This window comes from Planctomicrobium mucosum, from assembly GCF_051466335.1.
In the GTDB taxonomy this organism is placed as follows: domain Bacteria; phylum Planctomycetota; class Planctomycetia; order Planctomycetales; family Planctomycetaceae; genus Planctomicrobium.
Genome location: NZ_CP195793.1, coordinates 767,451 through 786,115, shown reverse-complemented (window position 1 = coordinate 786,115; position 18,665 = coordinate 767,451). Strand labels below are relative to the sequence as shown.

Below are 18,665 nucleotides of genomic sequence, written 5' to 3'. Positions count from 1 at the left end.
ATGGCAAAAAAGCCGCTCTCATTGCTCACTCAAAATCCAGCAACGCTGATGGATTCGAACTCGCAACTTGATTAAAACCGCACAACTAGCGATTGGATAACCGAATCTCCCGGTTCAAAGTTCCTGAAAATCACCGACAGGTAAATCCCGTTCAATTGGTTTCCTCTCCCTTTCGATGAGGTAAGATCGCTGACAACTCTCTAGAATTTTTGTGGCGGGGAAGCCTTCGACCCTCTGACTTCGTAAGATCGAAGCCCCACAAGAGTGGCCCCCTGTTCAGACACGATGGCAAACCTTGCGGTCATTCAGTTCGATTGAATTTGTGAGTCCGAACGACTCCAACGAGAGCAGTATCACGGTATGAAGGCACCATTACGAATCGGTCTCATCGGCTTGGGCACCGTTGGCAGCGGCGTAGCGAAGATTTTGGTGGAGCATGTAGCCCGCACACAGGAACGCGCCGGAAGACCGATTGAAATTCGTCGGATTGCAACTCGCAACCCCAACCTGACACGTACGATCACAGTCCCCGGAGTGGAACTGACTGCCGACGCGATGTCCGTCGCCACAGCGGACGACATCGATGTTGTTGTGGAACTCATTGGCGGAATTTCCCCTGCTCGCGAGCTGATGGTCGCTGCTCTCGAAGCTGGCAAAGACGTCGTCACTGCAAACAAAGCTCTGCTCTGCACACACGGGCACGAACTGTTTGCTCTCGCTCAGAAAATGGGGCGATCCATCTCGTTCGAAGCGGCCGTCGCTGGGGGCTGCCCGATTATTGCAGCGATCGGTCAGGCCATGACCGGAAACCAGATCACATCTCTGGCTGCCATCGTCAACGGGACCAGTAACTTCATCCTGACACAGATGTTCCGCGAAAACACCTCCTACGAAGACGCGGTTGCAGAAGCACAGCGACTCGGTTTCGCTGAAGCTGATCCGACAATGGACGTCAAAGGAACGGATGCTGCCCAGAAGCTGGGAATTCTGACACAGCTCGCGTTCGGTCGACGTGTGACCCCAGATGAATTTCCGGTTCAGGGAATCGACGAATTGAGCCTGATGGACCTTCAGTTCGCGGACGAACTGGGATACGCCGTGAAATTGCTGGCAACGGCCAAGCTGATTTCCGGTCACCTTGAAATCCACACGCAACCAACGCTGATTCGACACGAAGAACCACTCGCCCAAGTGAGCGGTCCTTACAACATGATTGAACTGACCGGTGATGCTGTCGGTAAAGCTTGGTTCTCCGCAATGGGTGCTGGACAAATGGCGACCGCGTCCGCAGTTGTGGCTGACCTCGTCGACATTGCTGTTGGCCGGGCGGCGATTAACTTCCGTCAACTTAATCTCTGGAACAAGAACGAAACGTTTCCGTTACAAAAAGAAGCAGAGATTCAACGTCGGTACTACATGCGTTTTCACGTGGAAGACAAACCACGCGTCATCGCGCAAATTGCTGAAATCCTGGGAAGAAACGGGATCAGCCTCGCCTCGGTGATCCAAAAAGCATCGACCGAGCCAGCAAAAGACGGCGGTTACTCCATTGTCCCGCTTGTCTTTATGACGCATCCGACCTCAGAAGGCGCGGTTCGAGCCGCTCGTGAAGCGCTCAATCAACTCGAATTTATGAAATCGACTTGGGTCTGTCTCCCGGTTCGGGATGCAGAGACCAAATGACGACCAGTGGATACCTCGTTCGAATATTTCGTCAATCACAGCAACCAGAGCACGATTTCAGACAAGATTATTGAGTCACGATCGAATTTCTGGGTGAAACGAGTTGTTTTCTGGGAATAAAATTGAGTTTGGTCAGATCAATATTCTGAGAGCAAACTGATGGATCAAACGATCGACCGTGAATTCGTTAAGAAGCTCATACACGACCACTACGAAGTCGTGTATCGGTTCGCATACCGAATCTCCGGATCCCGGACTGATGCAGAAGATCTGACGCAGCAAACATTTCTGCTTGTTTGTCGGAAACTGGATCAGCTTCGAGACAATAGCCGACCATTGCCTTGGCTATTCACGATCGTTCGAAACTGCTTTCTGAAATCAAAACAAAAAGTCAAACAGAACGACGTCCAATTCGACGAAGAGAATTGGCACGTCAGGTCGGAGAATGGCTGGACCGAAGATTATGACGAGGAAGCTCTCCAGGCAGCTCTGCAGGAACTTCCTGAAACGTTTCGAACTCCAGTTCTGCTCTATTACTTTGACAATTTGAGTTACAAAGAAATCGCGGACATTCTGGAAATCCCGCTGGGTACGGTCATGAGTCGACTCGCCCGCGGAAAAGAGAATCTTCGTTCACGACTGTCCGAAACTGATCAGCCAGTCACATCACCGAAATCTTTTTGACCTCATCGAGGAAAGCATGGACTGCCGGACCGCCCGTCTGTACCTCGATTGCCTGCATGACGGGCCTGCAGTTCCGACCCCCTCCGCTCCCAGCGATATTCAGATCCTTCAAGATCTGAACGAACATCTTGATCGCTGCCCAGAATGCCAGAGGAAAGCCGAAGAGTGGCAGCACTTCGACCGTCGCATGTTCTCTTCGCTGATGTCGTCGCCTGTTCCTCCGCAACTCGAAGACAAGATTCTTGACGCGATCGCGGCGGAATTTTCTACTAAAGACGCCCTCCCAGACACATCACCACAAAAGCCAGCACAACACACTCGCAGCAGAACGCGAGTTTGGATTGGGGCTTCAAGTCTGGTCGCGATGGTCGGCCTGATTTGCGGACTCTCCTTCATGCGGCCAGAGTACGACGTTTCGCAGGAATTCACTGGCCCAACCCAGATTCTGGTGAAACGTTTCCTGAAGTCCGGAGAGGAAGACTGGACGCACCTGGACGAGTTCGACGGCAGTTTTGATCTCGGAAATTATCAGGATGAGTTGGCTTTATTAAACCTCTCCCCTGCGCGTGGTGTCGATCTTGGCGGAGGCCGGGCTCAGGATGCAGCTGTCTTTCAGTTCGGCCTGAGAGAATGGGGCGGAATCGTAACAGTCCAGCCGACTCAGAACTTTACCGGTATGCCAGACGCCGGATTCCCCGTTGTGCAGCGTCAACGCCCAATTCTTCAGTGGCGATCAGCGGATGGTAAATTGACGTACTTGATCTTCGTCCACAAAGGCTCGGTCATCGATCTCGCAAACGAGCTGTTCGGACGTCTCACCTAGTTCGCCTCTCGCGAGATCGCTTCCACGCGCGAACAACCTACGAGGGAAGCACCACAACCACGCCGAAGGCCTCCAATCAATGTGCGAGGCCAAGGCAGCGTGAATCGTGATTCAGAACGCAGGACTAAACCAGCGGTTCGCTACGAGGATAGGACCCGAGGATTTCCATTCGCACGGCTTTCTTCTCGAGCACCTGCATCGCCTTCTTCACGCGAGCCTCATTTGTGTGCCCTTCAAAGTCGAGGAAGAACAGATATCCGCTTTCCGGTCCTCGCAACGGGAAGGACTCAATCCAAGTCAGATTGACTTTGTTGTTCTTGAACGCAGTGAGTGCATCAGACAACGACCCGGGCGTATGCGGAATCTGCAAAAGTAGAGCGGTTCGATCGCTTCCAGTCGGTTTCGTCTCGTGGTCTCCGATAATCGCGAACCGGGTAATATTGTGAGCGTTATCTTCGATGTTCTCGGCAATGATATTCAAATTGTACTGAACAGCTGCCTCACGACTCGCAATGGCGCCAACGCCAGGCTTCGTCTCCGCAAGCTTCGCAGCTGTAGATGTACTGGTGACGTCATAGATTTTCGCCTGCGGCATGTTACGGGCAAGCCATTCACGACACTGCGACAAGGCTTGGGGCTTGCTGTAAATCTCAGTGATTTCGCTGCGAGGAGATCGCGACAACAGATTGTGATGGACGGCAATCTGCACCTCCCCGCAAATCCGAAGAGGAAGTCGAGTAAACATATCCAGCGTATCAACAATACGGCCGTCTGTGCTGTTCTCGATCGGGACCACACCGAACTCAGCATGTCCCTTATTGACCTCTTCGAAAACAGCTGCGATTGAACTGACTGGAACCAGATCCGCCGTTTGGCCAAATCGTTCCATAGCAGCCAGATGAGTGAAACTGAACTGCGGCCCCAGATACGCTACACGAATCGTTTTGACATGGATGCGAGCCGCGCTCAGCATCTCACGAAAGATCCCTCGCATAATATCACGAGAGAGGGGCCCCTCATTGATTTGATCGAGTTCTCGCCAAAGATCTGCTTCGATCGCAGGATCGAACCAAATATCATGCCGATTCGAAGCGGCCTGAAACTGTTCAATCGTCAGTTTGATTCGCTGGTTGAGCAATGTCAGCAACTGTCGGTCGATCGACTTGATCTTATCCACGGGGTTCGCCGCTGGCTTTTTCCGGGTGACAACCTTAGGGGGCGTCGCTGGCACAGACTTCCGCTCAGCACGAGCAGCGGTTCGGACGACACGTGTGGTCTTTTTCTTGGCCATTACTCGGCTTCTTTCGCGGATTGAACTGTTGGATCGACGACTATGCGCATGAACTCTAGCTCAACACTTCCCGAACAGGCTCGATTTGCCGAACCGTAAGATTGACAGGTGACATTCTTAAATCGTGTCGCTGCAATGCTTTGGAATAGCTTTTTATCTGCGGAGTATCCATTTGTCAAGTAGCGGGCAGGTGCCGCAATATGTGCATATTCATCGTAAGCAACTTCTTTCACGAGACTTATAAACAAATGCAACAAAACGCCAGGTGTTGATCCAAAAGGCAGGAATACTCGGAATCTACTGATTGACATCGCCCAATCCGGTCGATTACGCTTGTACTAAGTGAGATTGAGTCTCAAGTGCATGTGTCTACCTGAACACCCTCCGACATTTTCCCCGCACTATGTCCACGCCGCTTCTCAAAGCTGACCCAATTCTGTGTCGCTGCTTCCGCGTCACGGAATCGACTGTTGAAAACTGTGTGACCCTGCTCGGAGCCACCCACGTCCGCGAAGTTCGTGAAGCTTGCGGTGCTGGTGGGGGGTGCATGGGTTGCCGTCGGAGAATTCAGGCTTTCATTGACGAACGCCGACAACTGGGCGCAATGCCACATCGAACACCATTCGAGTCTGTCTCGACAACGACCGACATCGAGTAATCACCTGCCGGGAATCAAAAAAGGGGAGGACGAATCAGATCGTCCTCCCCTTTTTCTATGGCTCTACTGAAAAGTGACCAGTCTTTGCAACAAAGGCCACGCCTCGACGACGGGGCTGACAGAAGAGCGACCGAGCCGATCGTCTGCCGCCTTCAAAAGCCAATCTCACCTACAAGGCGGTCTAGTGACCGTGACCACTCGGTGCATCTGCATCTGTTCCAATCTGAGAAAGCATGTAATTCTGGATTCCGATCTTGTTGATCAGATCGAGTTGTGCTTCTAGCCAGTCAATGCTGTCTTCAGATTCTCGGATGATCTGTTCCATGATTTCGCGGCTGGCTGCATCTTTCTCTTGTCGAGCAATGTCAGCACCTTCGTTGTAGACCTTGCTCGCATTGGTCTCGAGTGCCAGTGCGTTTTCAAGCTGCTCCTGGACTGTCTCGCCAACACGGATCACGTCGTAGCGAGCGATTTCTGGAATCCCGTCGAGAAACAGAATTCGGTCGACCAGCATCTCCGCGTGTTTCATTTCGTCGATTGACTCAGCATAGTGATGCTTCGCCAGACGATTCAGGCCCCAGTTTTGACACATTTTCGCTTGAACGAAGTACTGATTGATCGCTGTCAGTTCTATTGTGAGTCCAGCATTCAGTGCGTCAATAACGAGTTGGCTCCCCTTCATCACTTTCTCCAGGCTGAATATGTCGTATTTTGCTGTTGTGCTCTGCTCGATTCTAGAATGCATTCCCTAATTCATCCATACGACACACCAATGCTGAACGAAAATCAAACCAGTTGACATTCAGTCGTCCGGATTCCCTTTCCGAATCGAAGATCAATTCTCAATCTCACGATCTGGCTGTGACAATGAGTCTTGAATCCCCCTAATGTGATTGGCGGACTCTACTTTTTGTTATCAACCCCTACCGAGCCTGTGCAACTGACACTCAGTGTCAGTTCGCTCCCTTTCTGTACGACATCCTCAAATTCTGGTGAACATCAATGTGGACAACTCAGCTCATCTCCGGGCGTCAGGCAGATGTTTACATTCCAAGCTCGGGTAGCACAGAGAAAGCCTGTATCTATCTCCATGGATACTCAGGAGAGACACTGACCATGAATGAAACGTTTACGGAACAATTCGAACGACATCAGCTGGCGGTTGTTGCTCCTCATGGTGGACCATGCTGGTGGCTAGACAAGATCTCACCTGCATTCGATCAAGAACAGGCTCCCGCCACCTACGTAACGACCGATCTCGTCAACTGGATCTCAGAGCAATGGAATGTCAGCCTACCCGGGATTGGATTACTCGGCGTGAGCATGGGTGGGCAAGGTGTCTTAAACATCGCCTACCGGAACGCACTCCGCTTTCCAGTCGTTGCGGCAATCTCTCCCGCGATCGACTTCGATTCGATTTACGGAGCTGGGTTCGGAATCGAAGAGATCTTCGAGAACGCTGAAGCTGCCCGACAGGAAACGGCTGTATTGCATCTGCATCCATTGAATTGGCCGAAGCATCAGCTGTTTGTCAGCGATCCACTCGATGCGTGCTGGCACCACGGTAGCGAACGTCTTGCCAGCAAGTTGTCATCATCGGGGATCCGCTTTGAAAGCGATCTCACGACATCTCAAGGAGGCCACGGTTGGCCCTACTTCAACTTGATGGCAGAGCGGGTGATTGCCTTCATTTCGACTCACCTGTCAAAATGATGACGCACCAGAAATTGTGCTCTACAAAAGAGAAACGGGCGAGCCGGAGAAAATCCGACTCGCCCGCTAGAAACATTAGAGCAGAAGGGAAGAAGCATTAAGCCTTCTTCTTTGTTGCCTTCTTCTTAGGAGCGGCGGCTGCCTTCTTCTTAGGAGCGGCTGCCTTCTTCTTCTTTGGAGCGGCTGGAGCTGCTGCTGCCTTCTTCTTAGGAGCTGCTGCTTTTTTCTTTGGAGCTGCTGCTGTTGCTGCTTTTTTCTTCGCCACGGGAAACTCTCCTTACCAAGAGTCACTTGTCCATGGAGTTCTGTCCGATGCTACCGGGCAATTCTGACAGAGACTTCCATACTTCGATTCCATTCCAATCCACCAACCATGGTGGACCGTCGCTGGTCTCATTTTTTCAACTGATCGAGATTCAATTTGATTCGAAGGGTTGAGTTGTTGCACCAGCAATGACTTGCGGCAAATAGTACGAAAAAGGTCAGTAGATGCAACCCAAATTTCTATCGATTCGACGACATGGACTAATTTTCTTGTCAGATTCGAGACAGTCATCGATCACATTTTGATTCGCGATGAGTGCATCGAAGGCTCACTTCAACTTCAAAACAAACGATGCAACAGACTCGTATCAACGTCCCGATGAAGTCGCCTTCAGTTCAGTCAACGAGTCGATGCCAAAGCACTGTTCAACAAAGAACGTCATCAACCAAACGTTGCAACAACATCGTGCCGACTTCAACCGGAACGGCGAATACCATTCAAGTCAAAAACCCGTTTCACCGCGGAAATCCTGCGGTAAAACGGGTTTCACTTCATCATCCCAAGTAACCAACGAGCAAGAAAGAACTCACTTCAATCGTTACTCACGATCACTCTCGACTCGACAATTGAACTACTTACTCACCGCCCAGATGTTGCGATAACGAACCTGATCACCATGGTCTTGAAGGAACACTGGACCATGTTCTTTCGACTCGTTTCCAAGTGGTCCACCTGGTGTTCCCTGGCGGATCTCTTGATTGTCATGAATGAGAATTCCATTGTGCTTCACGGTCGCGCGAGCATTAGAAATTTTCTTTCCAGCATCGTCAAATTTTGCCGCTGTGAATTCAACATCGTATGTTTGCCACGCCAAAGGAGGCAGGCACATGTTCAATCGAGGCGCTGCTGCCTGATAGATTCCACCGCATTCATTGTCTTCACCTTTGAGTCCAAATGAATCGAGCATCTGCACTTCATAGCGTCCCTGAAGATAGAGTCCGCTGTTGCCTCGAGCCTGTCCTCGTGACTCGGGCATATATGGAAGGCGGAACTCAAGGTGCAGCGTAAAGTCATTGAAGACGTCCTTGCTGTTGACTCCCTGCATGAGGAGACCGTCTTCGGTGATACGCGCCCCTTCGTGCCAGTGTTTTTTCAGGGATTCTTCAGTTCCATCGAATAAGACCACAGCCCCTTCAGGGGCTTTCTGTCCCAGCGTTGGGCTTTGACGTTCCGTCTTTTTCAATCCACTGAGATTTTTTGAGACATCTTCCCAGGTTCCTTCTGCTGATTTCTTTTCAGATTCATCCCACCCAGCACCGGGGAGACCACCTGCGAATTCGACAACCCGGAACTGTCCTTTCCCGAGAGCGATGACCTGAGCACCTTTTCCATCGCCTACATATTCACCTTGAAGCAGGAAATCAGGATCTTCCTGTGCTGCTTCCACTGTTGCATAGGCTTTGGCGTTAGGGTCCGCAGCAAATACCGTTGCGTTGAGCATCAGGCATGGCAATACAAGAAACGCTGTGCGACGTAGCATTTTTAAGAGCCTTCATTTTGTATCGAACAAGGAAATAGTCTAGTTTGATATCTTATTGCAGCGGCATTTCGATGAACACCTTCAGACCTCATGACAGGCTTCATCATTCCTGACCCACCCCCTGTGTGCAGATCGCTTCACACGCTGGAACTGCAGAAGAAAATTCAAATTTTCCTGTCGATCTCACCAGGCACTTTGCGACTACTCAGCGAGTACAGCGACATTCCGAACTCAATCCAACACACCAGATTCCCTTAAACCTGAGGTCGTTCAATGAAAGTCATGGTTATCGTCAAAGCCACTGCGGAGTCGGAAGCAGGATGCATGCCCAGCGAAGAACTGCTGACAGCGATGGGCAATTACAACGAGGAACTCGTCAATGCAGGGATCATGCTGGCAGGCGAAGGCTTACATCCAACATCAAAAGCCAAACGGATTCTTTTTTCTGGAAAAGACCGAGTCGTCACCGATGGTCCATTTGCAGAAACAAAAGAACTGATCGCCGGGTACTGGATCTGGCAGGTGAAATCGATTGAAGAAGCTGTCGAATGGGTCAAGAAGTGCCCGAATCCGATGTCGGTCGATTCCGAGATCGATATTCGCCCCATCTTTGAGATGGAGGACTTCGGGGAAATGATGACGCCAGAACTACGAGCGCAGGAAGAGATGTTGAAGAAGAAGATTGAAGAGAACCAATCGAATTGAAGACCGACTTCGACTTCAAAGAAATGCGATGAGTTGCTCGATTTCAGGCAATCACGGCTGATATCATCCCCTACTGAGGCTTCGATCAATCCGATGTCTCGTTTCGGTCGCCATGCCTGCAGGACATCGGGATGAACTCACCTTCGGAAATACTGCTAGCCGATCGTCGCTCACTCGCTGATGTGGTCATTCAGCGTGTGACTGGCGGTCAGCTGTCTACCGAACCGGATCTTCTCGCGGTTGAAGAACCACTGGAGATCCGAATTTCTTTCGTTAAAGAGGGAGTGCGTCGACAGAAATCTGTCTCTGTCACGATGCGAACGCCGGGAGCGGATCGCGAACTTGCTGCGGGTTTCCTCTTCACCGAGGGAATTGTGCAGACCTATCGGGACATACTTGCTGTCCAACCCTGCCGCCAGGGAAACCTTGTTCGCGTTCACCTTCGAGAGACTGTGCAGGTCGACACGAAGAAGCTGAAACGAAACTTCTTCATGAGTTCCAGTTGCGGCATCTGTGGAAAATCATCGCTGAACGCAGTCAACGTCTGCCTTCCACCCTCAGAGTACGAAGAATTTTCCCCTGTCTCTTCCGACTTGGTACGTGAACTTCCGAACAAGCTCCGAAAGTCACAGGCGATCTTCGATAAAACCGGTGGGCTGCATGCTTCTGCAGTCTTTAACACACTCGGAGATTTGCAATCAGTTCGTGAGGATGTTGGCCGCCACAATGCCCTCGACAAGCTGATCGGAAATGCCTTCCTCATGCAGAAGGTTCCGATGAAAGACTCAATTCTTCTCATCAGCGGGCGAGTCAGTTTTGAATTGGTGCAAAAAGCAGCAGCAGCATCGATTCCGATGTTGATCTCTGTCGGTGCTCCATCGAGCCTGGCTGTCGAACTCGCGAAAAATCGTGGTATGACATTAATTGGATTCGTGCGGGACGATCGATTCAATCTGTACTGCGGTGAACACCGCATCAAACTGTAACTCGAATTCCCAATTGGCAATTCGTCCGTCCAACTCTCCCCTCATTTCAGGTTGCTTACCCCAAATGGCTGCACACAACAACCACACAGCTGAAATCCAGGGTCATCGCGAGCCTCGTCTCAGCACAGCGAGAGTAGAAGCACCTGTTGTCACCTCGCACGGGCGTATCCACATTGAATTGCCAGACCATCCTCATCCGCTGAAGCAACGGGAACCGGAACACAAAGCAGCAGGCTTCCCCGCTGTGATGAGCAGCTTTGCATATGGCATTGGTGAAGCCGGACTATTCCGCGGGACGCTTCCGATGCTTCAGATCAATCAGAAAGACGGTTTTGATTGCGGTGGCTGTGCATGGCCCGACGGGGATAACCATCGGTCGATGTTCGATTTCTGTGAAAATGGCGCCAAAGCAACGGCCCATGAGTCGGACCTGCGTCGAATTACTTCCGAGTTCTTCGCCAAATACTCGGTCGAAGAACTGTCACGGCAGTCGGACTATTGGCTGGAACAGCAAGGACGACTGACTGAGCCCGTCATCCTTCGGGAAGGCGCGACGCATTACCAACCGATCTCATGGAGCGACGCTTTTCAACTGATTGGAGATGAACTCCGGAATCTGGATCATCCAGATGATGCGGTCTTCTACACATCCGGAAAGGCTGTCAATGAGGCAGCATTTTCCCTGCAGTTATTTGCTCGCGAACTTGGAACGAACAATCTTCCTGACTGCTCGAACATGTGTCATGAATCGAGCGGGGCGGCAATGACGAAAGCGTTCGGTTTCGGGAAAGGGACCGTCAAACTCGAAGACTTCAAACATGCAGAGCTTGTACTGGTGGTCGGGCAGAACCCTGGAACCAACCATCCGCGGCAATTGTCTGCACTTCAGCAGTCAAAGCGGGCGGGTGCAAAGATCATTACTATCAACCCACTTCCAGAAGCGGGACTGATCTCATTCATGAATCCTCAGGAACCATTGGGAATGCTTGGGGTTGCGACCAAGCTGACCGACCTGTTCCTGCAGGTTCGAATCAACGGCGATCTCGCCCTTTTCAAAGGATTCATGAAATATCTTGTCGAAGCGGACAAAGCGAACAAGGGTTCCGCGATTGACTGGAGCTACATCGACACCCATACCACGGGGTTCGAGGAAGTGATCCGGGATGCTGAGCAGGCGAACTGGGACGACATTGTTCAAAATTCGGGGATTCCCAGAGAGCAGATTGAAGAAGCAGCGGAATTGATTCGCACTCATGAGCGAATCATTCTTTGCTGGTGTCTCGGGGTGACGCAACATGTCAACGGGACACAAACAGTACAGGAGATGATGAATCTCCTCATGGCGCGTGGAACGATTGGTAAAAAAGGTGCAGGCCCTTGTTGTGTTCGAGGTCATTCGAACGTGCAAGGGGACAGAACAATGGGAATCTGGGAACGTCCCACAGAAGCTTTTCTCAATCGATTGGAGAACGCGTTCCAGTTTTCCCCACCGCGTCAATTTGGGGTCGATTCTCAGGAAGCAGTCCTCAAAATGCATGAAGGGAAAGTGAAATTCTTTCTCTCGCTGGGAGGAAACTTCCTGATGGCAATTTCGGATACCCGATTTAGCGCAGAAGCACTGACTCGAGTTGGAACTTCCGTCCGCATCGGAACCAAACTCAACCGAGCGGACCTTGTTATCGGTCGTCAGGGGTTAATTCTCCCTTGCCTGGGACGAACAGAACGTGATGAACGCCCCGGAATCATCGGGCCTGACCCTCGTGTGCAGATCACCAGTACGGAGAGCAGTATGGGAATTGTGCAGTCGTCACGTGGCCGATTCGCGCCTGCTTCCCCACAACTCAAAGGTGAAGTTGAGATTCTCTGTCGGATCGCCCACGCAGCGTTGGGGAACAAATCAAAAGTCGACTGGCTCGCCTGGGCAGACGACTACGACTTGATTCGAGATGGAGTCGCGCGGACTCTCCCGGGATTCGAGAACTTCAATGTCGATCTCCGAAAGCCGGGTGGGTTCTACCTGCCCAATCCGACTCGCGAACATCAATACAACACGCCGACAGGCAAAGCGACATTTACCGTCAACCCGATCCCTCGCCTTGAACTCCCCCAAGGTCAGTTGGCGATGACCACAGTTCGAAGCCACGATCAATTCAACACCACGATTTACGGTCTTCACGATCGATATCGTGGGCTTCATTATGAGCGACGCGTTGTCATGATGAACAAACAGGACATCGCAGAACGTGGATTGAAGCCGCATCAAAAAGTGGACATCACCAGTTATTTCGCAGATGAAATCCGCACCGCTCGCAGCTTTGTTGTCGTGGAATACTCCATTCCTCGCGGTTGTGCTGCGATGTATTACCCGGAGGCAAATGTGCTGATTCCGATTGGAAGCACGGACAACCTGAGCAATTGCCCCTCATTCAAGAACACGCCAATCACCGTCAAAGCGGCGGCGCACTGATTCAATGAACAGTTGAAGCGAAGCAACACTTCGCTTCAACCAAATCATCTTCACGTTCACTCCCCTTGAGGCGGGGTCGACTCCTCGGATGCCGGGTTCTGAACCGATTTCGAATTCTCTGCCTCGTTCTTCTCTCTCAACTCCGCTGCTGGAATTCCCACGACAGGTAATGTTCGCGGCCCAGCAGGCTTCGGCATCCAGACTTCGTCCATCGGTGTTCCGTCTTCTCGCTTACGGAGCAGGAAGTAGCTGATTGTCACCATCGTCCAGAAGTAGGAGAACACAAACGCCGCTGGAATCTTGTGAAAGACCTGACTCCAGAATGTGTAGATCAAATTGGTAACCCGCCCCTGATCCATCCCCTTGGACATTCCTCCGGTGAGTCGATCCAGGAATGAACTCTGTGCGGGGAGGTCTGAATTGAGATCAATATGGCCCGTACTGACGGATCGTTGCGTGAAGTCCATCGTCAGATCCGAAATGCCTTCCACAACAAACAGCAGAATTGATCCGTAAACAACGAGGAATGCGACAAGAAAAAAGGCGTAGAGCGGTCGATTCATCAAGTAGCTATAGGAACGCCCCAGACCATCGAACGCGTCGCCGCCATCCGCACTGATTCCAGCGATCATCAGCGGCCATCCAAGAACGATTCCAATAAAAATCAGAGTAATTCCCAGACCAATAAACAGCGCAACGAACCAGAATAGGGCAACTAACCACTCTCCCAGAACTGGGGCACTCGCGACGAATCCAAGTACCGAATTTGCGAGCCAGAGGCCTCCCAGTCCACATCCAGCGATCAATGGCGCTCCCACATAGGCTGGGATTCGGGACAGCGAAAAGCCCAATGCTTCCCGAATTGAAATTTCACCGTGACCGGAGAAATCGACGGCAGCCATCCTGCAGATTGCTCCCCCAAATAACGCACTGATCACAAATCCCGCGAGGATGAACACGCACCGTTGCTGCCAGGGTACCGGCTCTTCGTACAGCGGCTCAGAAACTCGTGGCTCCATCACAATCCGGGTCATCGGCCAGAGCATGTAGGGTGCTGATAGCGGGTTCGGAGGCTGTACAGCGGTGAGATTTTCCAACGCCCGCATGTCAGCTTCGTCACGATTTAAAGAGCTGAGCGGGGGAACATATGCCCAATATAAGGATGGAGAATGCACGCCGGGACTGATGGACTGACGAGTCGTGTCGGCGAAACGAAGTGCGGAATCAACCGCTCCCCACGCAAACACCGCCAAAAGCGCAATTACCATTCGGCGAAAATCGATCGCAATACGAAACCCCCGAAGGAGTCGCACCCAAGGGAGCCATCTTTGTATCTGAGCAGCAGTTGTTGGAAAGAATTCCTCTTCTGGTTTCTGTTGTTCGCCAGATTTCGCCATCGTTTTTCAATCCTCTTTCCTCGTCGTGCGCGCCTCCACTCCTCCGGCGACAACAACAACACGTCAGGTGAACTCTACTGGCCGATAAACCTTGAGTATAGCCCTTTTGCAACGTGCAGATCCTCAGTCCCGCTGATGATGGCACGCCCGTCACCGAAGATGGTGATCTCATAGGGGGAATCCGAAGGATGAAAGACGAGCAGGAACGGATTCTGCTTGACCGTCCCAGAGCGTTCCAGCTTGGCAGCAAGTTGTGGAAGCAACAGTTTTTCACGCACGACGGAAGAAATCTGAACAGAATTGCGTCCACAGAGGATCGTCGACTGTGAACCTGCAGCCCCTTCGAGCCACAGTCTTTCACCATGATGACAGCAAGGACAGTTCTGTTGAGCCAACAATCCCTGAAGGTTGATCTGTCGCCAAGCTGACTCCCAGACATCAACAATTGTCATGACAGGCCGAATCGACTCACGCTGACCAGTGAGAATCTTCAGCGCATCGACGACCTGCAACGATGCCATAATTTGAATGGCGGGTCCAATGACACCCGCTGTGTCACACGTTTCGCTCCTCCCCGGCCCAGGGATCTCCGGCATCAAACATCGCAGACAAGGAGTCTGCCCGGGAATAATACTCATTACCTGCCCGTGACTTCCCACGCATCCCGCATGCACCCAGGGAATGTTTCTTTCAGCGGCAGCATCGTTCAGAAGGAACCGGGTTTCAAAATTGTCCGTTCCATCGAGAATCAGATCAGCGTCAGCAATCAAATCCAGCACATTCGCGTGAGTCACGTCAGCGACATGTGGTTCAACGACACAATCGCTGTTGATCCGCATCAGCTTTTTCTGAGCAGCAATCACTTTCGGGAGGCGGTCTTTGACATCCTGCTCGTCGAAAAGAACCTGCCGCTGCAAGTTGGACAGTTCTACAAAATCACGGTCAGCAATTCGCAGAAAGCCGACTCCTGCACGAACGAGCGACTCAGCGATCGTCGATCCGAGCGCACCGCATCCGACCAGCGTCACCCGACTCTCACGAAGCCGCTGTTGGCCCTGCTCGCCGATACCGCGAAAAAGCGTTTGCTTGCGGTAGCGTTCCGGAAGCGAATCGTTGTGTTGCGAGTCTGAATCTGAAGACATTGAGGGCGACCATTCGGCCATAAAACCAGAAAGCGAGTGAGGAACGACTGCCCCTCACTCGCTTGAAACGAACAATCAATATTACCAGCTTGGGTTTTCTGGCAGGTATTTTTCGAATTCAGCAATCAACTTCTGCTGATATTCGCCAGCGAAAGTTCCATTGAAGAATTTGTCGCAGGCTTCGTTGTTGAAACGTTCCCAGCTCTTCTCTTCATGCCCCGGATTGATGGGGTAGAACAACGCCCCGACAGCTTCTGCCGCTGCCTGATCCCCCGGAGCGTCTCCGATCATCAGGATCTTGTGCGGCTCGTAACCGAAGCTCTTGCAGCGATTGAGCGACTCTTTTTTGCTGCCAGTTTCCTGACCTGCAATCGCCTGAACATATTGGTCGATGCTGTGTTCATCCCACTCTTTTTGGAGGGCAGCATTGGGAGTCGCCGAGCAGACGATGAGGTCTGCCTTGGCTCGCATTTTCTCGAGTCCTTCACGAACACCCGGGAAAGGTGGAACGTTGTGGACGATTTCGGCGACGGTGTCATCAACAGCCTTGGACCAGGCGTATGCCTGCTTCAGGTCTGCGTCCCCAGTCTTCTCTGCTTCAGGTCCAAGCGTCTTTGTTCCGAGCTTGGTTTCACGTTTGACCCAGTCTCGTAACCCCTGCAACTTCGGCAACTTCACTCCACGGGCAATCACCTCAGATCGCTTTTCGAGGAGATCCAAAGCCAGCAGATAAGCAGGAAATCGATTGGCGCCGCGTGTTTTTGAGTACAGATTCGTGAATTCAGCAGCTTCACGAGCGTATTTGGAAATGGGCTGCAGACCAAAATAGTTGATGAAGTTTGGAATGAAGCATTCTTTGTGCTTGATCTCCATGGAGTCAAAAGCACAGCCGTCAGAGTCGATGCCGATCAGGAAATCGTGCTTCTTCGAAAAATTGTCGAGACCGAGTTGCGACACCGGTAAATCCTTCAATGGAGATTACAATACAGACCCCGATCGGGGTGATAGCAACAATATTCGTAGCGTATTCCAACTGAATCAGACTTCCAAGCCCGAAAATCTCCTCCAAAATGACTCTGACCCAAAGAGTTCAACAGCGTCGTCTCAGGTTTTGGAGCCAGAGAATCAGCACCCGCGAAACAACAGTCAATACGAGGCAGACATGACCGAAATTCCCGCCGTTGGCAAGAAAGCACCCGCTTTCACCCTCCCTGCATCAACCGGCGAAAAATTGAAGCTGAGCGACTACGCCGGCAAGAAGAACGTCGTTCTCTACTTCTATCCAAGAGACAACACCCCGGGCTGTACTCAGGAAGCTTGCGATTTCCGGGACAACATCGCTGCCCTTGAAAGCGACGAAACCGTGGTACTAGGAGTCAGCACAGACAGCGTTGCATCGCACGAGAAATTTGCTGCCAAGTTTGAACTCCCTTTTCCTCTCCTCGCAGATACGGAACATCTCGTCTCGGAAAAGTACGGCGTCTGGGGAGAGAAAAAGAACTACGGAAAGACCTACATGGGGTTGAACCGCACAACATTCCTGATCGGCAAGGACGGGAAGATCAAGGCGGTCTGGCAAAAGGTGAAGGTGAAAGGTCACGTTCAGGCGGTGCGCGACGCAATTGCTGAGCTGAACAATGGATAAAGCCAGATCATCAGCGTTACCCGATCGTCAGCCTGGACATTGAAGTTCGGCCGAACGGGGTGATTCACGACTACCATCGATTGGAGACATCAGTGGGAGTCTGTATCTTATCTGTAAAGAGTTTGTTTCAAAATTTTGCAAGTACAAAGAAGCGTGCAATCTCATGGCGAATAAGAGAATTCTGGTGACCGGAGCCTCGCGAGGGATCGGTCGAGGATGCGCAGTTCAACTCGCTCGTGGTGGAGCTGATGTCGCCATTAATTTCCGCTCTCACCCCGATGAGGCAGAGGAGGTTGCAAACGAGGTTCGCGCCCTCGGCCAACGAGCGATATTGGTTCAGGCCGACGTTTCCGATCAAGCTGCTGTCGAAGGAATGGTTCAAAAAGTTGTCGATGAATGGGGAGCGATCGATGGGCTCGTCTCGAACGCAGCCTACAGCGACCGCGAACGAATGATTCACGCCAACATGGAAGGGTTCCATCGCACGATTGATGTCAGCATGTGGGGGGGCTTCTACGCTGTTCGTGCCGTCTCGCAGCAACTCGTCAAACAGGGGCACGGCGGATCAATCGCCGTCGTCAGTTCGCCTCACGCTGTCATCCCGTTCCCAACGGCGATGGCTTACAACATGGCGAAAGCAGCGATCGATCATATGGCGAAGACGGCAGCCATCGAACTCGCCCGTTACAAAATTCGCGTCAATGTGATTCACCCGGGTTGGATTGACACACCTGGAGAACGGAAGTTCTTCACTGATGAACAACTCCAGGAAGCCTCCAAGGGAATTCCCTGGGGACGAATGGGACAGCCTGACGAAATTGGAAAGCTCGTTAATTTTGTAATGAGCGATGCCTGCGACTACATGACAGGCAGTACACTATTAATGGATGGCGGGATTTCACTTCCGTGGTGGTCAAATCGCGACGAAGGTAAGCAGTAATCGGTCGTTTGCGGATTGCGGCGGAACCGATTGGTTCTTCCAGAACGATGAAATTCACTCTCAAGGGATCTTCACTTTTCGTGACAGGATGGATGATATGACACTTCGCTCTCTTCAATCGACATTCCAGCAGGGACGCAAAGCCATTCTCGTGGGAGTCTGCGCCCTCCCGTTGATGATGGGCTGCCCAGCGGATCAGAACTCCGGTGAGTACCGAAAACTCGGCGACAAGGATGACGTCACCAACACCGACCCACATGACCACCACTATGCGCATGGTCCAAACGGTGGAGACATCGTCGAACTGGGCGACGTCCACGGTGAAGTTGTCATCGCGGACGGGCGTATCCTGACACTCTACATCCTCGGTGCCGATGCGAAGACCGCGTCTCCTGTTGCTGAAGCCATAGCTAAGTTCATCGCAAACATCGGCGGTGAAACCAAAGAAATTGAACTCGTCGCGGTTCCACTCGAGGGCGAGACGGAAGGAAAAACAAGTCGATTCGCAGCATCTGGCGATGTTCTCCCTGCAGAAATCATCGACGTTCACGACCTCAAAGGGGATGTCATTTTTGTCATCGGTGGCAAAGAGAACAAAGCCACGCTCGGCCATGATCATGACCACGACCACGATGGTGGCCACTAACGACTAGGAATGATCTCACCCTGTCGAATTTGCTTTCGAACCGTTGAACGACGCGTCCATCGTGGTTCAACGGTTTTTCT

18 protein-coding genes are annotated in these 18,665 nt (G+C 51.8%); 11 read left to right on the top strand and 7 right to left on the bottom strand.

All coding sequences use genetic code 11. The features are described 5' to 3' along the window. Positions 1 to 360: 360 nt before the first annotated feature. The 3 genes from SH668x_RS03295 (at position 361) to SH668x_RS03285 (ending at position 3,190) form a co-directional block, all read left to right on the top strand. Positions 361 to 1,683 (top strand): homoserine dehydrogenase, encoded by a 1,323-nt coding sequence (locus SH668x_RS03295; protein ID WP_437187269.1) that lies wholly within the window; start codon positions 361 to 363, stop codon positions 1,681 to 1,683. Between the two features lie 159 nt (positions 1,684 to 1,842). Further along, positions 1,843 to 2,367 (top strand): RNA polymerase sigma factor, encoded by a 525-nt coding sequence (locus SH668x_RS03290; RefSeq protein WP_437187268.1) that lies wholly within the window; start codon positions 1,843 to 1,845, stop codon positions 2,365 to 2,367. 16 nt (positions 2,368 to 2,383) lie between these two features. Then, the gene (locus SH668x_RS03285; protein ID WP_437187267.1) at positions 2,384 to 3,190 is read left to right on the top strand and encodes a hypothetical protein; all 807 of its coding nucleotides are present in this window, start codon (positions 2,384 to 2,386) and stop codon (positions 3,188 to 3,190) included. A 124-nt stretch (positions 3,191 to 3,314) separates the two neighbouring features. On the opposite strand, the gene pheA is transcribed toward SH668x_RS03285, so the two are convergent. Continuing rightward, positions 3,315 to 4,481: a prephenate dehydratase gene (gene pheA / locus SH668x_RS03280; protein WP_437187266.1), complete on the bottom strand. Its 1,167-nt coding sequence runs from the start codon at positions 4,479 to 4,481 to the stop codon at positions 3,315 to 3,317. Positions 4,482 to 4,884: 403 nt separating this feature from the next. Here pheA and SH668x_RS03275 point away from each other — a divergent pair, with 403 nt between their 5' ends. After that, positions 4,885 to 5,139: a (2Fe-2S)-binding protein gene (locus SH668x_RS03275; RefSeq protein ID WP_437187265.1), complete on the top strand. Its 255-nt coding sequence runs from the start codon at positions 4,885 to 4,887 to the stop codon at positions 5,137 to 5,139. A gap of 181 nt (positions 5,140 to 5,320) precedes the next feature. Here the strand turns inward: SH668x_RS03275 and bfr are convergent, their stop codons facing one another. Next, complete coding sequence (gene bfr, locus SH668x_RS03270) at positions 5,321 to 5,821, bottom strand: bacterioferritin (RefSeq protein WP_437188510.1); 501 nt, start codon at positions 5,819 to 5,821, stop codon at positions 5,321 to 5,323. Between the two features lie 320 nt (positions 5,822 to 6,141). On the opposite strand from bfr, the gene SH668x_RS03265 reads away from it, so the two are divergent. Continuing rightward, a complete protein-coding gene (locus SH668x_RS03265) occupies positions 6,142 to 6,852 on the top strand; it encodes an alpha/beta hydrolase-fold protein (RefSeq protein ID WP_437187264.1) in 711 nt (236 codons plus the stop codon). Between the two features lie 97 nt (positions 6,853 to 6,949). On the opposite strand, the gene SH668x_RS03260 is transcribed toward SH668x_RS03265, so the two are convergent. After that, positions 6,950 to 7,117, bottom strand: coding sequence for a hypothetical protein (locus SH668x_RS03260; RefSeq protein WP_437187263.1), 168 nt, complete (start codon positions 7,115 to 7,117; stop codon positions 6,950 to 6,952). Between the two features lie 631 nt (positions 7,118 to 7,748). Beyond that, entirely contained in the window at positions 7,749 to 8,657 is a 909-nt protein-coding gene (locus SH668x_RS03255; protein WP_437187262.1) for a 3-keto-disaccharide hydrolase, read from the bottom strand. A gap of 273 nt (positions 8,658 to 8,930) precedes the next feature. Here SH668x_RS03255 and SH668x_RS03250 point away from each other — a divergent pair, with 273 nt between their 5' ends. From SH668x_RS03250 to SH668x_RS03240, 3 genes are all read left to right on the top strand, one after another. Then, the gene (locus SH668x_RS03250) at positions 8,931 to 9,362 is read left to right on the top strand and encodes a YciI family protein (protein WP_437187261.1); all 432 of its coding nucleotides are present in this window, start codon (positions 8,931 to 8,933) and stop codon (positions 9,360 to 9,362) included. Between the two features lie 131 nt (positions 9,363 to 9,493). Further along, positions 9,494 to 10,348 (top strand): formate dehydrogenase accessory sulfurtransferase FdhD, encoded by an 855-nt coding sequence (fdhD, locus tag SH668x_RS03245; RefSeq protein WP_437187260.1) that lies wholly within the window; start codon positions 9,494 to 9,496, stop codon positions 10,346 to 10,348. Between the two features lie 64 nt (positions 10,349 to 10,412). Beyond that, a complete protein-coding gene (locus SH668x_RS03240) occupies positions 10,413 to 12,815 on the top strand; it encodes an FdhF/YdeP family oxidoreductase (RefSeq protein ID WP_437187259.1) in 2,403 nt (800 codons plus the stop codon). Positions 12,816 to 12,871: 56 nt separating this feature from the next. On the opposite strand, the gene SH668x_RS03235 is transcribed toward SH668x_RS03240, so the two are convergent. The 3 genes from SH668x_RS03235 to SH668x_RS03225 form a co-directional block, all read right to left on the bottom strand. After that, the gene (locus SH668x_RS03235; RefSeq protein ID WP_437187258.1) at positions 12,872 to 14,212 is read right to left on the bottom strand and encodes a hypothetical protein; all 1,341 of its coding nucleotides are present in this window, start codon (positions 14,210 to 14,212) and stop codon (positions 12,872 to 12,874) included. A 74-nt stretch (positions 14,213 to 14,286) separates the two neighbouring features. Beyond that, positions 14,287 to 15,354 carry a ThiF family adenylyltransferase gene (locus tag SH668x_RS03230; RefSeq protein WP_437187257.1) on the bottom strand — a complete coding sequence of 356 codons (1,068 nt, stop codon included), beginning with the start codon at positions 15,352 to 15,354 and terminating at the stop codon, positions 14,287 to 14,289. Positions 15,355 to 15,435: 81 nt separating this feature from the next. Beyond that, positions 15,436 to 16,311: an HAD family hydrolase gene (locus SH668x_RS03225; RefSeq protein WP_437187256.1), complete on the bottom strand. Its 876-nt coding sequence runs from the start codon at positions 16,309 to 16,311 to the stop codon at positions 15,436 to 15,438. A 205-nt stretch (positions 16,312 to 16,516) separates the two neighbouring features. Here SH668x_RS03225 and bcp point away from each other — a divergent pair, with 205 nt between their 5' ends. The 3 genes from bcp to SH668x_RS03210 all read left to right on the top strand — a co-directional run bounded on the left by bcp (position 16,517) and on the right by SH668x_RS03210 (position 18,585). Continuing rightward, positions 16,517 to 16,999: a thioredoxin-dependent thiol peroxidase gene (gene bcp, locus SH668x_RS03220; RefSeq protein WP_437187255.1), complete on the top strand. Its 483-nt coding sequence runs from the start codon at positions 16,517 to 16,519 to the stop codon at positions 16,997 to 16,999. Positions 17,000 to 17,162: 163 nt separating this feature from the next. Then, positions 17,163 to 17,939 (top strand): SDR family NAD(P)-dependent oxidoreductase, encoded by a 777-nt coding sequence (locus SH668x_RS03215; protein ID WP_437187254.1) that lies wholly within the window; start codon positions 17,163 to 17,165, stop codon positions 17,937 to 17,939. A gap of 97 nt (positions 17,940 to 18,036) precedes the next feature. Continuing rightward, complete coding sequence (locus SH668x_RS03210; RefSeq protein ID WP_437187253.1) at positions 18,037 to 18,585, top strand: hypothetical protein; 549 nt, start codon at positions 18,037 to 18,039, stop codon at positions 18,583 to 18,585. Positions 18,586 to 18,665: the final 80 nt, after the last annotated feature.

What these genes read in the sequence shown, in the direction of transcription:
- SH668x_RS03295 (WP_437187269.1), top strand. Translation starts at nt 361, where the DNA reads ATGAAGGCACCATTACGAATCGGTCTCATCGGCTTGGGCACCGTTGGC.
- SH668x_RS03290 (WP_437187268.1), top strand. Translation starts at nt 1,843, where the DNA reads ATGGATCAAACGATCGACCGTGAATTCGTTAAGAAGCTCATACACGAC.
- SH668x_RS03285 (WP_437187267.1), top strand. Translation starts at nt 2,384, where the DNA reads ATGGACTGCCGGACCGCCCGTCTGTACCTCGATTGCCTGCATGACGGG.
- pheA (WP_437187266.1), bottom strand. Translation starts at nt 4,481, where the DNA reads ATGGCCAAGAAAAAGACCACACGTGTCGTCCGAACCGCTGCTCGTGCT.
- SH668x_RS03275 (WP_437187265.1), top strand. Translation starts at nt 4,885, where the DNA reads ATGTCCACGCCGCTTCTCAAAGCTGACCCAATTCTGTGTCGCTGCTTC.
- bfr (WP_437188510.1), bottom strand. Translation starts at nt 5,821, where the DNA reads ATGAAGGGGAGCCAACTCGTTATTGACGCACTGAATGCTGGACTCACA.
- SH668x_RS03265 (WP_437187264.1), top strand. Translation starts at nt 6,142, where the DNA reads ATGTGGACAACTCAGCTCATCTCCGGGCGTCAGGCAGATGTTTACATT.
- SH668x_RS03255 (WP_437187262.1), bottom strand. Translation starts at nt 8,657, where the DNA reads ATGCTACGTCGCACAGCGTTTCTTGTATTGCCATGCCTGATGCTCAAC.
- SH668x_RS03250 (WP_437187261.1), top strand. Translation starts at nt 8,931, where the DNA reads ATGAAAGTCATGGTTATCGTCAAAGCCACTGCGGAGTCGGAAGCAGGA.
- fdhD (WP_437187260.1), top strand. Translation starts at nt 9,494, where the DNA reads ATGAACTCACCTTCGGAAATACTGCTAGCCGATCGTCGCTCACTCGCT.
- SH668x_RS03240 (WP_437187259.1), top strand. Translation starts at nt 10,413, where the DNA reads ATGGCTGCACACAACAACCACACAGCTGAAATCCAGGGTCATCGCGAG.
- SH668x_RS03235 (WP_437187258.1), bottom strand. Translation starts at nt 14,212, where the DNA reads ATGGCGAAATCTGGCGAACAACAGAAACCAGAAGAGGAATTCTTTCCA.
- SH668x_RS03230 (WP_437187257.1), bottom strand. Translation starts at nt 15,354, where the DNA reads ATGTCTTCAGATTCAGACTCGCAACACAACGATTCGCTTCCGGAACGC.
- bcp (WP_437187255.1), top strand. Translation starts at nt 16,517, where the DNA reads ATGACCGAAATTCCCGCCGTTGGCAAGAAAGCACCCGCTTTCACCCTC.
- SH668x_RS03215 (WP_437187254.1), top strand. Translation starts at nt 17,163, where the DNA reads ATGGCGAATAAGAGAATTCTGGTGACCGGAGCCTCGCGAGGGATCGGT.
- SH668x_RS03210 (WP_437187253.1), top strand. Translation starts at nt 18,037, where the DNA reads ATGACACTTCGCTCTCTTCAATCGACATTCCAGCAGGGACGCAAAGCC.